Annotated in this window: 13 protein-coding genes; 9 read left to right on the forward strand and 4 right to left on the reverse strand. The window is 35.8% G+C overall.

From position 1 onward, the window contains the following. The first annotated feature begins 209 nt into the window (after nt 1–209). From IPK14_22295 to IPK14_22335, 9 genes are all read left to right on the forward strand, one after another. On the forward strand, nt 210–1,598 hold the full coding sequence (locus IPK14_22295; protein ID MBK7996001.1) for a sigma-54-dependent Fis family transcriptional regulator: 1,389 nt from the start codon (nt 210–212) through the stop codon (nt 1,596–1,598). An 8-nt stretch (nt 1,599–1,606) separates the two neighbouring features. After that, nucleotides 1,607–3,430, forward strand: coding sequence for a hypothetical protein (locus tag IPK14_22300; GenBank protein MBK7996002.1), 1,824 nt, complete (start codon nt 1,607–1,609; stop codon nt 3,428–3,430). Nucleotides 3,431–3,570: 140 nt separating this feature from the next. Continuing rightward, entirely contained in the window at nt 3,571–4,050 is a 480-nt protein-coding gene (locus IPK14_22305) for a hypothetical protein (GenBank protein ID MBK7996003.1), read from the forward strand. 218 nt (nt 4,051–4,268) lie between these two features. Next, nucleotides 4,269–4,955 (forward strand): zinc ribbon domain-containing protein, encoded by a 687-nt coding sequence (locus IPK14_22310; protein ID MBK7996004.1) that lies wholly within the window; start codon nt 4,269–4,271, stop codon nt 4,953–4,955. 70 nt (nt 4,956–5,025) lie between these two features. Continuing rightward, entirely contained in the window at nt 5,026–6,414 is a 1,389-nt protein-coding gene (locus tag IPK14_22315) for an MFS transporter (GenBank protein MBK7996005.1), read from the forward strand. 345 nt (nt 6,415–6,759) lie between these two features. Further along, nucleotides 6,760–7,497, forward strand: a complete 738-nt coding sequence (locus tag IPK14_22320; protein MBK7996006.1) for an SUMF1/EgtB/PvdO family nonheme iron enzyme — start codon at nt 6,760–6,762, stop codon at nt 7,495–7,497. Between the two features lie 176 nt (nt 7,498–7,673). Continuing rightward, on the forward strand, nt 7,674–8,084 hold the full coding sequence (locus IPK14_22325) for a hypothetical protein (GenBank protein ID MBK7996007.1): 411 nt from the start codon (nt 7,674–7,676) through the stop codon (nt 8,082–8,084). Nucleotides 8,085–8,336: 252 nt separating this feature from the next. Continuing rightward, a complete protein-coding gene (locus IPK14_22330; protein MBK7996008.1) occupies nt 8,337–9,422 on the forward strand; it encodes a tetratricopeptide repeat protein in 1,086 nt (361 codons plus the stop codon). A gap of 144 nt (nt 9,423–9,566) precedes the next feature. Then, nucleotides 9,567–9,704, forward strand: coding sequence for a tetratricopeptide repeat protein (locus IPK14_22335; GenBank protein MBK7996009.1), 138 nt, complete (start codon nt 9,567–9,569; stop codon nt 9,702–9,704). Nucleotides 9,705–9,761: 57 nt separating this feature from the next. Here the strand turns inward: IPK14_22335 and IPK14_22340 are convergent, their stop codons facing one another. From IPK14_22340 to IPK14_22355, 4 genes are read right to left on the reverse strand one after another with little or no spacing between them, the layout of a single operon-like run. Then, complete coding sequence (locus IPK14_22340) at nt 9,762–11,747, reverse strand: SDR family oxidoreductase (protein ID MBK7996010.1); 1,986 nt, start codon at nt 11,745–11,747, stop codon at nt 9,762–9,764. A 25-nt stretch (nt 11,748–11,772) separates the two neighbouring features. Continuing rightward, a complete protein-coding gene (locus tag IPK14_22345; protein ID MBK7996011.1) occupies nt 11,773–12,741 on the reverse strand; it encodes an ROK family protein in 969 nt (322 codons plus the stop codon). 39 nt (nt 12,742–12,780) lie between these two features. Continuing rightward, on the reverse strand, nt 12,781–14,496 hold the full coding sequence (locus IPK14_22350; protein MBK7996012.1) for a HEAT repeat domain-containing protein: 1,716 nt from the start codon (nt 14,494–14,496) through the stop codon (nt 12,781–12,783). Beyond that, nucleotides 14,435–14,905 (reverse strand): serine/threonine protein kinase, encoded by a 471-nt coding sequence (locus IPK14_22355; GenBank protein ID MBK7996013.1) that lies wholly within the window; start codon nt 14,903–14,905, stop codon nt 14,435–14,437. The genes IPK14_22350 and IPK14_22355 overlap by 62 nt, the downstream gene beginning before the upstream one ends. Nucleotides 14,906–14,908 lie beyond the last annotated feature (3 nt).

A 14,908-nucleotide genomic window follows, 5' to 3' on the forward strand; every position in this document is an offset into this window, starting at 1 on the left:
AAATATCCTATCAATTTATGTAAGAAAAAATTTTTGGAAATTTGTTGATATTAAGACTTAAACAGAAGGAAAGTTTACAATGATGAAACAATTATGCAATCCAAATATTTGTATTTCAAGATTTTTCCGAAATCCTAACACATTGCTTTTGTGCTAAACTTGGTAAACAAAGCCCAAAACAAATCTTATTACCTTATAAGGTTAAAATTATGCCTAAACCCAAAGTAACAATTGTTGATGATGAAGCCAGTTCCAGGCAAGGATTAAGCGAACTTTTAGCAGCCTGGGGTTATGAAACTTCCCAAGCTGTTGATGGGATGGAAGCTTTTCATCTAATCCAATCTATTAAGCCTGATGTAGTAATTAGCGACGTAATTATGCCCCGTTTAGACGGCTTTGGATTGCTTCGTGAAATTCGTGATGTAATGCCCAATATCATAATTATTATTCTTACAGGTCAAGGTAATATTGAAATGGCTGTTCGGGCAATTCAAGAAGAAGGTGCATTTTATTATTTAGAAAAGCCTGTTGACCCACTAAAACTTAAAGTCGTGTTGTCAAAAGCTGTAGATTATGGTTCAACTCGTCGGGAAAATGAATCTCTTCGTCGCCAACTCTCAGACTATGGTATTTTTGACCATTTAGTTGGGGCATCGCTTCCAATGCGAGAAGTTTACACATTAATAGAACAAGTCGCCCCAAGTTCTGCATCTGTACTAATTACAGGTGAATCAGGAACAGGTAAAGAAATGGTAGCTCGTACAATTCATAATCTTAGTCCTCGTAAAGGTGCGCCATTTGTAGCAATAAACTGCTCTGCAATTCCTGAAACATTGATGGAATCAGAACTTTTTGGTCATGAACGAGGAAGCTTTACAGGAGCTTATGAAAGGCGTATGGGATGTTTTGAGCTTGCTCATACAGGAACATTGCTACTAGATGAAATTGCAGAAATGCCGCCAATTCTACAAGCTAAGCTCTTAAGAGTTCTGGAAGAACGTCATGTTCGACGATTAGGCAGTTCTAAAGAAATTCCTGTTGATGTTCGTGTAATAGCCGCAACTAATAAAGATCCAATGGAAGCAATAAAGAGAAATGAGTTTAGAGAAGACCTTCTTTATCGTCTCAATGTAATTACAATAAAATTACCTTCTTTAAGAGAAAAGCGAGATGATATCCCTCTACTAGCTCAACATATGATAGATGACCTTTCACGTAAACATCGCCGTCCAGTACGTATTATTACTTCTGAAGCTCTTAATATGCTTTTAGCTCATAACTGGCCCGGTAATGTTAGAGAATTACGAAATGTGATTGAAAGGGCTGTAATTATTTGTGATAAAGACCAAATAGAAAAACGCCATTTACCACCACATTTATTAGACCGCGAGCCAGAATACCCAAAGGAAATTCTGTCAATTCCCGTAGGTATTCCATTAGAAGAAGTAGAACGTCAAGTAATTCTAAATACTTTAGTGAAAACAGATAACAATAAAACTAGAGCAGCAGAAATTTTGCAAATTAGCTTAAAAACTCTTCATAATAAACTAAAATTTTATCGTGAAGCTGATCATAAAACGGACGATAAACAAGAATAATTATTCTTATGACTTCAAAATCACAAGTAATTTCCCATCAATTAAAATTAATAAGTGTGTTAGTTTTTAGTGTCGTTTTACTATTACTTATAACAAATCTCACTTACTTAATTACATCTAAACTAGAGTATGTAGACTCACGAGTAGCTTTACATAAAACAGAAATAGCTGCTTTGATAGAAACCTGCATTAAAAGCGAAAAAGACAAGTCTGCAACAATACTAATTAAATCAGACAATAATTTACAAGCAACACTGCAAACAGCCCTAAATCAATTAGAAGTAGCTAAATATATTGCTATTACAGATGAAAGCGAAAAACCTTTGGCTGTTGCTGCAACAAATCAAGTAGCAGAACTAGATTTTTCAGAGCCAGATATTAAAAATCTTAGAGACTCTAATATTTTTATTCAAGCAATTGTTTTACTTTGGGGTCAAAATTCTTATCAATATTCTTTTCCTCTTACGCTAGGGCGTGATGAAGAAGGCCAAAATTATGGTGTAAAAATACGTTTTGCTATTTTAACCTCAAATATTAGAATGCTTTTTTTAGATGCTTTGTTAGTTAACCTAATTTTACTTTTTACCAGCATTGTTGCTGCCGCAATCATCGCGCTTAAATCTGCTGATTTAATTACTAAACCTTTAGACGCACTCTCCAATCAATTAGAAAAGCTTGAAAAAGGTGAAGTTATCCAAGATGAAGAAACCTCTAAAATTCAAACTATGCCTAATAGCTTAAAGTTAAAGCTAAAACTACTTGGCAACCGCATGGCAGGCGAGCGCAACGAACTAGAAACAACTAAAGGACAGCTAACACAAATTATTGGAAAAATAGAAGAGCGTCTTTTAATGCTTAACCCTGATAAACAGGTGGTTTTAATGAGTCCAAAAGTTGATCATTTGCTAGGTGTAGCAGGCATTGATTTAGTCGGAGCAAAATTAAGCGATCGACTAGGCTCAAACCATCCTCTTATTGATTTAGTAGACCGTGTAGACCAATCACATACTTCTGTGGAAAACCTAGTTATTGTTAAACATATAGGTGAACAGGCGCGTCAAATTCTAGCTTCTGCCCAATATATAGAAGATCGTTCCGGCCCCATTGGAATTTTAATTAGCTTACGCGACTTTGATTCTTTTCGACAATTTCAGTCTCAATTAGATTATTCTGATAAGTTAGCTGCATTAGGTCGTATTACTTCGGGTGTAGCCCATGAAGTTAAAAATCCACTTAATGCAATGGTAATTCATCTAGAAATTTTACGCTCTAAACTTGACCAACCTGGTGCAGATATTACACCTCAGCTTGATATTTTAAGCTCAGAAATTAAACGTCTAGATCGTGTAGTACAAACCTTCTTAAACTTTACTCGTCCAGTTAAAGTTAACCTAGTCCCAATAGATCTTAATGACCTAGTACATCAAGTTACTCGTTTAGCCGCAGCAGAAGCAGCCGCTAGCCAAGTTGATATCTTAGAAGAACTTAGCCCAGAATTTTTACGCGTCAATGGTGATGCTGATCTATTAAAACAAACTTTACTAAATATTATTATTAATGGTTGTCAAGCTATGCCCAAAGGAGGCCCTCTAACAGTAAAAAGTAAAAGAACAGGTAACTATGCTGTAGTAACTATTTCTGATCGTGGTGTAGGTATTCCACCAGAACTACAACATAAGATCTTCCAACTTTATTACACAACCAAACCAAAAGGTAATGGAATAGGTCTAGCAAACGCATTTAGAACCATTCAGCTACATAATGGACGTATTGAATTTGAGTCAACAACAGATGTTGGAACAAAATTTAAGATCTACTTACCAGAAGTTTAATTTTTAGTAGTAGAAAAGTTTCTGATCGGCCAAGTGGCTTGTTTTTATAGCTTTTTGACAATTTGCAAATAATTTAACTTTTAGACTTGCCTTTTAAGTCAACAAGTGTTTTACTATGTTTTAGATGGAGGTAAAAGTTAATGTTATTTATCAAGAAAATTTCACATCTTTTCTTAGCTTTATTTTTAGTAGCTACCCTAGCACAAGTTAATTTAGCTAAAGCTACTGATAATGACGATGATGAGGAAATCATAGCAGAATCAACAGAAAGTAAACGTCCTCGCCGAGTACGTGCTGAAAGTGTAGAGGATTCTGAGCGTAATAGCGTAAGTGTAAGCCGTAATAGAAAACATGGGATTGTTCGACGTGGTGTAGTTGGTACAGGCAAAGGCACAGCTTATTTAGCTAAAGGTGGGGCAAAGGGTGTAGCTGGCGGAGCTAGAGGAGTGGCTATTGGTTCTAAAGGTGCCGCAATAGGAACAACTATTGGTTCCACTGCTGCTGCAAAAGCAACAGCTACCGCAGCAACCTCAACCGCAGGTGGAACAGCCTATTTAGCTAAAGGTGCTGCAAAAGGAACTAAATCTGGCTTTAATGCTGTAGTTGGAGCATTTAAATAGGCAAACAAGACCTGCCCTAAAGGACATGTCTATTACCAGGTGCTACTACGTAGCACAAAAGCTTTATTTCTTATAAGCCCTAGAAGGGCTTCTGAAAATAGACCTGTCCTTCAGGGCGGGTCTATTTTATTGAGCTTATCAGGTTTAGTTGATAAGCAACTTGACACTTTTGCAAAGCATCCCACCGCCAAGCAAATTTACTGGGAGGCGATCCGGGTATGCAATGTCAAGGTTGTGGTACAGCTATTAAAAAAGCTGGAAAAAATTGTCCTGCTTGTGGAGTAGAAATAACAGCTATTTCTACAGCTATAATTGCTCCACAAATTCGCACAAATACATTAGAACCAAGTTTTATAAATGAATTATCTCCTGCCTTAGCATCTGGAATAGGAGCTAAAGTTAAATTAAATGGTCAAGTTAATAATGAAAAATTAGCTTCTGCTTTAGTTACTGAAAAACCTTTATCTAATTCTTTTGCTAGCAATATGATTAACCCTCCTCCATCAGCAATGACTAAAGAAACAACTCCCCCTACAGAAGTTTTACAATTTACCTGTAGACGCTGCAACAATGAGTTAAAACCCGCTGCAAAATTCTGCTCCGTTTGTGGTACAACAACAGAACCAAGTACACTAGAAAGAAGTCTTAAGTATATTCAAAATATTTCCCAAGATGGCTTTAGCTTAGCAAAATCTCATATTAGTCAAAACACTTTACCTATTGCTACAACTATATCAGTAGTATTAGCTAGTCTTTGTCTACTAGCAGCATTTTTTCAATATTTGATCCCAACAAGTGTTGACGATCCATCAGCCTCACCATTAATCTATCATCTACGTAGTATCGAATTTCTTCTAGTGGCACTAGTTTTTGTGGTAGCAGGTTCAATTTTTAATCGTCGTTAATTGTTTTTAATTGTTCGTCGTTATTAATTGATAAACCCTGTTGCCTAGCTCCTTGTGCCGAAGGCAACAGATGCAAAAAAATAGCTCTACTCCATCACCCGCTAGTAGCAGCAAGCCTATTAGCGCGGCATATTCTTATTACGCGCTAGTCATCTTTTCATTGCTTAATCTACTTAATTATGTTGATAGATTTATCTTTTCCGCACTAATACCAAATATCAAAGCTGATATGCACTTTACAGATGCACAGATAGGTTATATGGGTAGTGCATTTACTATTGTTTATACAATTTTTTCTCCTCTTTATGGGTATTTAGCAGATCGACGCGCTCGAACAAGTTTAATTTCTTCTGGTGTAGCTATTTGGAGTATTGCAACTGCGGCAGCAGGACTAGCACAAAATTATTGGCAAATGTTGATTGCTCGTGCTGCTGTTGGAATTGGAGAAGCTAGTTACGCAACTATCTCGCCTGGTTTTCTTTCTGATTATTTTGACCGTAGCAAAAGAGGGATTGCATTTGGTATTTTTTTTACTGCTGTTCCCTTGGGTCAAGCTCTTGGTTATATTTTAGCAGGTAAACTTTCCCCACCTGATGTTTTGGGCTGGCGATATACTTTCTTTGTTGTAGGTATTCCAGGTCTATTGATGGCTCTAGCAGCACATTTTTTACGTGAGCCAGAACGAGGAAAATTAGACCAAGTTGAGCAAGAAAAACCCTTAGAAAAAACTGATAGCAATTCTAGTTCCCCAGCAAATGACTCTCTATTAAGTAGTTATAAAATCTTGATTAAAACCTATCCTTATATAATTGCTACTTTAGGTTATTCTGCGCTTACCTTTGCATTAGGTTCTCTATCTTATTGGGGACTAGAATTATTAGTTTCCAACAAAGGAATAGAAAAAGAGATTGCCAGCGTAAAACTAGGACTTTATGTTACTTTTGGCGGGCTTTTAGGGACGCTTATGGGTGGTTGGATAGGAGATAAATTACTTAAATGGTTTAAAGGAGGCTATTTTTTAGTTTGTGCCTTTAGCGCGCTTTTATCATCTATTCCTCTAACCATAGTGCTTTCATCATCTAACCCAGACACTATTTTTACAGCTATTTTTATTACTGTTTTTCTATTCTTTTTAGGTAACGGGCCGGTAAATGCCATTGTAGTAAATTCTGTGCCGCCTCATGTTCGTGCTACTGCTGTTGCAACTACAATTTTATCTATCCATGTTTTAGGTGATGCAATTTCCCAGCCGTTAGTAGGTATAATTTCTACTTGGATAACAAAACAAGGCTATGTCCCTGCTTTTATAACACCTGTTACTAATTTATTAGGCTTAGGTGCTAATCAAAGCCTAGCAATTGCAATGTTGATTACTCCAATAGCTTTAGCAATTTCTGGCTTACTATTTTTTTTAGGCTTAGTTGACAGAGAAAACTTTAAGAAAAATCATGATTTCTAGGAGCAAATAATCAACAAAATTAATACAGTGTAAACAAAAAGATTTTGTGTATTATTAAATCCCCTTTAAGTTCAAGGTAAGTTATGTCTAACGAAGTAGGTTTACCAGACAAATTTACTACAGCTAATAATCTATTTGTCTTTGAAAGTTAGAAAAATCAGAAAAACCTAAACAAAAAATTTATCTCAAACTCAAGTAGTTGCAAAAAAGCCAGTTAGAATAATTTCATTTTTATTATTTGGTCTGTTTTTAATAATTTACTGGTATTTTTTTATTAAACAAAGATAATTAATTTACCACTTATCTTTTAGTGGAATATTAAATTGCTGTTAGCTAAATAGTGTAATGAAAAAACAACTAATATTATTACTTGTTATTATTGTGTTTTCGGCCATTTCAGCTAAAACAGATGATGATCCAGAAGCTATCCTTGCTGCTAGCAAACCAGAAGATAAGCCTCGTCAAAGTGATAAGTTATTTGGAATCAAATATAAAGATATTTTAGTGCCGGAAACAGTTTTTATTAAAGATGGAAATTTCAACCGTGGTCAACCTAATCCAAATCTTGGTTGCCGAGATTGTGCGCGTAATGAACAACCTGTAGTAAAAATTCATATTTCTAGTTTTGAGATGGGGCGTTTTGAAGTAACTAATGCTCAATATGAACTTTTTGCTAAGGCAACAAACAGAGAAACAGCCGAATGGCGGCAATATTACAAAGAGAAAAGAGAAAATCATCCTGTAGTCAATGTTTCTTGGCAAGATGCACAAGCCTATTGTGCTTGGCTCCAAGCTAATACTGGCCGGGAATATCGCTTACCAACAGAAGCAGAATGGGAATATGCTGCGCGTGGCGGTCATACAGGTAATTATCCTACAGGTAACGAACTTGATCACAAAGATGCTAATTTTGGTGGTGGACAAAGCACAGTAGAAGTAAACAAATTTAAGCCTAATAGATTTGGTCTTTATAATGTGATTGGAAACGTTTGGGAATGGTGTTCTGATTGGTATAGCGAGACTTATTATAGCGAAAGTCCTACACAAGACCCTCAGGGCCTAGTCAAGGTCAATACCGTGTAATTCGTGGCGGCGGCTGGGAAGCTAAAGAAGACCATTGCCGACTAGCTAAACGTTTTTGGCATAATCCTGGCTTTCTGCTAAATGGTCGTGGCTTTCGTGTTGCAGTCACTATAAAACCTGCAAAATCAAATGATGTTAATGATGCAACCAAAATTTTACCTAACCTAAATAACTAAATGATTAAAACTGACAATAAAGTAGTAGCAATTAGCGAAAACCAAATAAATGATGCTGTTAATACCTTAACACTTGCTTTTGAAAAAGACCCTTTTCATCGATATGTTTTTGAAAATCACTTAAAACATTACCGAACTTTAGAACAAATTTTATTTAAGTATCTTACGGTAGTTAAATTTAAGCATAGCCAAAATATTCTTGGGGTGACAAGAGATAATAAATTAATGGGTATTGCTAATATTGAATCACCTGAATATAAGGAATCTTTTTGGAAAAGCTATATTTCACCTGATGTTAGCAGTTTGCTGTTACAAATGATTTTAGTTTCTGGCCTTGTGCCAACTTATCGATTAATTAAATACAGCCAACTAATAGGAGCTAAAAGCCAAAAAAACCTCATTTTTATTTAGTAGCATTAGGGTTAATCCACAAGGTCATGGTCAAGGCTATGGTAAATCTTTACTTAATCATTTACACGAATTATCACAACATCATCAACTTCGGTTGAGTTGCTCTAGACACGGCTAACCCTGATAATGTGCCGCTATATGAGCATTTTGGATACAAAGTAATTTCTAAAGAAACTTTTGGAAAAAGTCAATTTATGGTGTATGTTCAGAGCAAATAAAAATGAAAGGTAATGATAATATTAATACAAAAGTATGGCTAAAAATCAAGAAAACTTGCTAGTAAAATATAACAAAGCTATAAAAAATAATCCTACAGATATTTTTAGATATAAAGATCGCGTTGATTATTACATAGTACAAAAACAATTAGATAAAGCTTTAGATGACTTAAATAAAATTATTGAAATAGAACCTAATAATGACCTTGCATACACTTGGAGAGCAACGTTTTATGAAGAACAAAACGAGCTAGAGAAAGCATTAAATGATTATAATAAAGCTATAGAAGTAGAGCCTAATATTGCTTATAATTATACTTGTCGTGCAAATTTTTATACAAAGCAAAATTTCCTAGATAAAGCTTTAGATGACTTAAATAAAGCTGTCGAGGTAGAACCTAAATATGCTTATAGTTATAGTTGTCGAGGTGATTTATATAGTAAGCAAAATATATTAGATAATGCTTTAGATGATTATAGTAAAGCTATAAAATTAGATAAAAATAATGCTTATTGTTATAGAAGACGTGCTGATATATATAAACAACAAAATTTGTTAGATAAAGCATTGAAAGATTTAAGTAAAGCTATAAAATTGGATCCAGATTATGCTTATGCTTATGTTTCTAGAGCAACAATATATATAGAGAAAAATTTATTGAGTAAAGCATTAAAAGATCTTAATAAAGCTATAGAATTAGATCCAAATTACCCATATTATTATAAACGACGGGGTGATTTATATATAGAACTTAGATTATCAGATAAAGCCTTGGAGGATTATAATAAAGCTATAGAAGTAGATCCAAATTATAAATATTGCTACTCTGACAGAGCAGAAATATATTATGCAAAAAATGAATTAGATAAAGCTATATATGATTTTAGTAAAGCTATAGAATTTGGCTTAGGAACCGCTTATATTTATGCTTATCGTGCAGAACTATATATAAAGCAAAATATCCTAGATAAAGCTCTTATGGATCTAAATAAATCTATAGAATTATGTTCGGAAAAACATATCCCAGACCTAGACCAAATTTATAGTAATCGAGGGCTTGTTTATTTACGTGCTGGACAATCCTATTTAGCTTCATCAGAGATTACTAAAGGCTTATAACTACTAGAGTTAGCTTTAGCTGATTTTAACAAAGCCTTAGAAATAAATCCTAGTCTTGTACAAGCTACTAACAATAGAGGGATTGTTTATTTAGGCAAAGAAAAAATAGATGAAGCTTTGAGAGATTTTAATAGGGTTATAGAAGTGTTAAACCCAAATTTTGCAGAAAGCTACTATAATCGAGGCATTCTTTATAAAGTTATAGGAAATTTAGAACAATCTACAATTGATTACAACAAAGCTATCGAGTTAGAGCCTGCTTATAAAGATTTTCCTTATTAAAAACATCGCTTTGGGGGCGAGCAAGATGCTCGCGTTCCCAAAGGCTTAAACTCTTAATTAGAAATGGACTCCTCGCAATATTTCTTGTAGTGCAAGTTGCTCTGTAGTCATTTGAGAAGCCTTGCCATCTTTCTTTCCTTTTGCAGCGTCCGAATCTGGAAACATACGAAAACTTGTATTCATTATAATCTGTGCAATCTTTGGAACTAAGGCATGAAGAATTTCTCCAAAAACACCTAACCGAGTAGCTATTCTTACAGGCTTATGGACTATTGCATCTACAATTAAATTTGCTGCTTCTGTTGGCAGTAGTGCAGGAACATTTTGATAAATTTTTGTTGGTGCAATCATAGGAGTTTTTACTAGCGGCATATTGATAGTCGTAAATTTAATACCAACATCAACAAACTCTGATGCAGCGCAACGAGTCCAAGCATCTAGTGCAGACTTTGACGCTACATAGGCTGAAAAGCGTGGGGCATTAGTCAAAACGCCTATTGATGAAATGTTGATAACATGGCCTCGCTTTTGAGCTATCATTTTTGGTAGCAAGCCCATTGTTAGCCGCAATGCACCAAAATAGTTAAGCTGCATAGTTCGTTCAAAGTCATGAAATCTATCATAGCTTGATTCAATGCTACGACGAATTGAACGCCCTGCATTGTTGATTAATATGTCTACGCTGCCATGATTTTCTATCAATAGTTTTATAAAACGGTCACAATCCGCCATATCAGCAACATCAACAGCATAGGTGACAACATCTAAGCCATGCTCATTGATTTCTTTTTTAGCTGCTGCAAGTTTTTCTTCATCCCGACCACAAATAATAGTTGTAGCACCAGCCTCAGCCACTCTATAAGCTGTAGCTAGTCCAATTCCAGAAGAGCCGCCTGTTATAACTACAACTTTGCCTGCAACTTGACCACGCAGGGTTTTATCAATTGAAAGGTCTGGATCTAGGTTTCGTTCCCAATAATCCCAAAGTTTTTCTGCATAATCATCTAATTTTGGACAGCTAATTCCACTACCTTTAAGTGCTGCGGCTGCATCACGATTATCAAAACGGGTTGGATAATTTACAAATGAAAGAATATCTTCTGGTAGTCCTAAATCTGTCATTATAGCGTCTTTAACTCGTCTAACTGGAGCTAATGACATCATCCCATTTCTAATAGCTTTAGGGATAAAACCAAATAAAGCTGCATTAATACGCAGGCTCATAGTAGGAGCATGTGCAGCACGCGCCAAAGTGTTAAGGACATCTCCAATTCTCATTGGTTCAGGGTCAGTTAAATGAAAACATTTGCCGTCTAAATTTGGTTGATGGGCTATGTAGTCCATTGCATCCACTACATAATCAACAGGGACAATATTAATTCGCCCGCCTTCAATGCCTATAGTTGGCATCCAGGGCGGTAAAACTTGGCGGATACGTTGGATAAGCTTAAAGAAATAATATGGGCCATCGATTTTATCCATTTCGCCTGTTTTAGAATCTCCAACTACTGAGCCTGGGCGATAAATGCGAAAAGCTCCTTTAACTTCTTTACGAACAATCTTTTCTGATTCATGTTTAGTTGCAAAATATGGATGTTGTAGATTTTCAGCTTCTTCAAACATATCTTCTCGAAAAATGCCTTCAAACATCCCGGCTGCTGCAATTGAGCTAACATGATGGAAACACTTTGCAGCAATTATATTTGCTAAAGCGCTGGTGTTATGAGTGCCTGTAATGTTGACAGCTATTTGCTGTTCGGCACTAGCTTTTAGGTCATAAACTGCTGCTAAGTGAAAGAAATGATCTACTTTATTTAAGTTTTTTATATCCTCTGGAGATAAGCCTAGATTAGGCATTAACAAATCACCAAAAACGGCTATTGCTTGTTCTTTAGTAACACCCCAGTAACTAAGTAAAGCATCAATCTTACTTTCGCTTTCTTGTCTAATAAGAAAATATACTACACTATCTTTTCTTCCTAATAATTTTTTGACCAAGCGTTTACCTATTAAACCAGATGCTCCAGTAACAAAATACTGCATGTTTTATCTCCCTTTTTTCAAATATTTATTGTCGCATTGCTGTTTCTACATCATAAGCCATCATTGCGGCGCCTATTACGCCAGCATCATTTCCTAAACCGCCATCAGTAATTTTGCAGTCTGCAAGAAGGTGAGCAAAACTATATTTATTAGCTGCTTGCTCAATAGCAGTAATTAAAAACTCACCTGCTCCCATAACAGGGCCGCCCAAAACAACTATTTCTAAATTAAGCAAATTAATAACATTAGCAATAGTTAAGCCTAAATAATTAGCAGTTTCCAGCAAAATAGCACGAGCAAATTTATCACCTTTGCTAGCGGCTTCTACTATATCTTCACAAGTAAGCTTATTTTTCATTTGACTAGCTAGTAGTGATTCAGTAGCAAAACATGGATCAACAAAAAGCTGTTCTCTAGTACGACGGACAATATTTGGCCCAGAAGCAATTGTTTCTAAACAGCCTTGTGAACCACAACTACAGTCTAGGTCTTGGCTGCCTATTTTCATATGCCCAAATTCACCTGCATAACCTCGCACCCCGTGTTGGAGTTGCCCATTTAATACTAGTCCGCTTCCAATACCTGTTCCTAAATAAATATAAATAACATCATTCATATTTAATGCTGCACCACAACGCCATTCACCATAAGTTGCAGCATTAGCATCATTATCAATAATTACAGGTAGCCCAATAGCTTGAACTATTTCATGATGAACATTTATATTTGAAACATCTGGTAAATTAGGCAAAACTTTAACTTGTTGGGCTTGATAATCCACTAGTCCAGAAACTGCTAGTCCAACGGCTGCAATAGGCAGTGGTGCATCAGCACGCGTTTGTTTAATTAAATCTATAAGCCCATCAACTAAAGTTCGTCCATTTACAAGTTCTGTTGGTACTCGATCTTGCTTAATAATTTTTCCAGCAGTATCAACTATAGCTATTCGTGTAGAACGTCCTAAATCAACACCTATATATAAAGTATTATCCATAACCAACAGCCTTCTTTTATATATTATCAGACACAAGTTTTAATAATTAACTTTTTGAATATGTTTAATAGCCCAAAAAGCCTTTGCTCTAACGCCTTCATCTTCATCTTTGCGCAAGCGGTCTTCAAGTGCTGGTAGAACTTGCATTTGAGCAATTTCGCCTAAAGCTTGAGCAGAAGCAAAACGGACATTTGCATCTGAGCGCAGTAGAGCTTCTGTAAGTTCTGGACAAGCACGAGCATCTTTTAAGTGACCTAGGGCTAAGGCTGCTTCGCTTGCTAGTAAACTAGCTTCACTTGCTAGAGCATCTATCAACAAAGGGACAAGTTCAACACTAGCAAGACGACCAGCCGCGGCAGCGGCAAAGCGAGCAGTATCAAAATCATATGAACGCATTGCACTTTCTAGCTGCATTTGAACGGCAGGACTAGCAGCGCGACCAAAACGGGCTAGAGCTAGAGATGCTGATCCTTTTACTTTAGGACTTTTATCTTTTAATGCTGCGGCTAAAGCATCTATTGCTAATAAATCTGCCGAATATTTTAACTTAGAAATAGCATCTAGCCGGATTTCTTCATTTTTATCTTGCAAGAGTTCAAAAGGACTACTTTTTTGCTTTATTTGTAAAAGCAAAGTTTGACAAATACCATCTTGTGAAATAGAACTTTCACTGCTTACATCTGCTTCAACTTTTTTAGACCAAACAATTGCACCTGTATGAGTATCAAAAAGTTGTGCAATAACATAAACCTTGTCTTCAACAGAAATAAAGCTTGTAGTTAAAATAGCATCAACACCAAGTTCTTGGCCTATTTCAGAGGGGTTTATTTCTAGATTAATATATTTAGCAACTTGACTTGCAGGGCGAACAGACAAAGACTTAAATTTGCTAAATTCTGTTATTAAAGTTTCTAGTAAAGCCATTCCCCAAATTTCATCATAAAGCCCACCAAGTTTTTTTGGTGGCATAATGGCTAAAGTCTTGTGTTGACCAGCAATTAAAGGAAAATCATCATCAGAAGTTAAGCTATTTTGATTTTCACCTGCAAGGTCACTAATAACTATTTTAGTTGGAGCAGTTGCAGCATTAACCTCTTTATTACTACCACTACTAGCATCTTGTTTACTAGCTTCTTTACTAACTTCTTTAATAACAGTAGTTTCCCGTATATTACTTGGTAAAGATAGTCCTAATGTAGCAACTGGACTAGCAGCAGGTTTTGATGTTCGCCGCAAGGATTTTGGCAAAAGTCTATCTAACCAACTAATTTTTGCATTTTCTACAGGAGCAAAAGGTTTAATAATTCCATCTGGTACAGCTTTGTTGGCAGAGGCTTCTGAACCAATAAACTTTAAGTCTGCAATCATTTCTGGCATTGATTGATAGCGTTTATCAGCGTCTTTTGCCATTGAGCGTTCTAAAAGCTCTTGAAAGCCTGGTGCAATATTGCTGTTTAGTTCTGTTACTGCACGTGGAGTTTGTTCACAAACAGATTTAATGATGTCTCGTGGATCCTTACCTGTAAAAGGTTTTATACCTGTTGCCATTTCATAAAGAACTGTTCCAAAAGAAAAAATATCACTACGTCTATCAATTCGCTCACGTCTAGATTGTTCTGGTGACATATAGGCAGGCGTGCCAGGAGTCTCAATTATTCCCATCATATCTAGCTGACGGGTAAGAGAATTTTTCTCATAAATATTTTTTGCTAAGCCAAAATCTAACACTTTTGCCTGACCACGAGGAGTAATCATTATATTTTGGGGCTTGATGTCTCGGTGAACTATTCCAACATATTGCGCTAGAAAGCGCGTCTGCTACTTGTAAGGCAATAGAAATCAATGTGTTATTAGCTAGAGGTTGGTTATTTATAGTCTGTTTTAAGGTTTGGCCTTCTACATACTGCATAACAATAAAAAACTGGCTATCTTTTTCCTGAATTTCATAAATCATACAAATATTAGGGTGATCCAGTACTGAAGCTAGCCGAGCTTCACGAGCAAATCTTTTGCGGGCCGTATCATTGGTTAATAAATCACTAGAAAGCAGTTTTAAGACTACTGTCCTATCTAATTGGGTGTCATGTGCCTTGTAGACTTGTCCCATACCACCTTTACCCAATATTTCTAGTATCTTGTATTGAGCTACTGTTTTTCCAATCATTTC

The organism is Blastocatellia bacterium (assembly GCA_016713405.1).
Taxonomy (GTDB): Bacteria; Acidobacteriota; Blastocatellia; order Chloracidobacteriales; family JADJPF01; genus JADJPF01.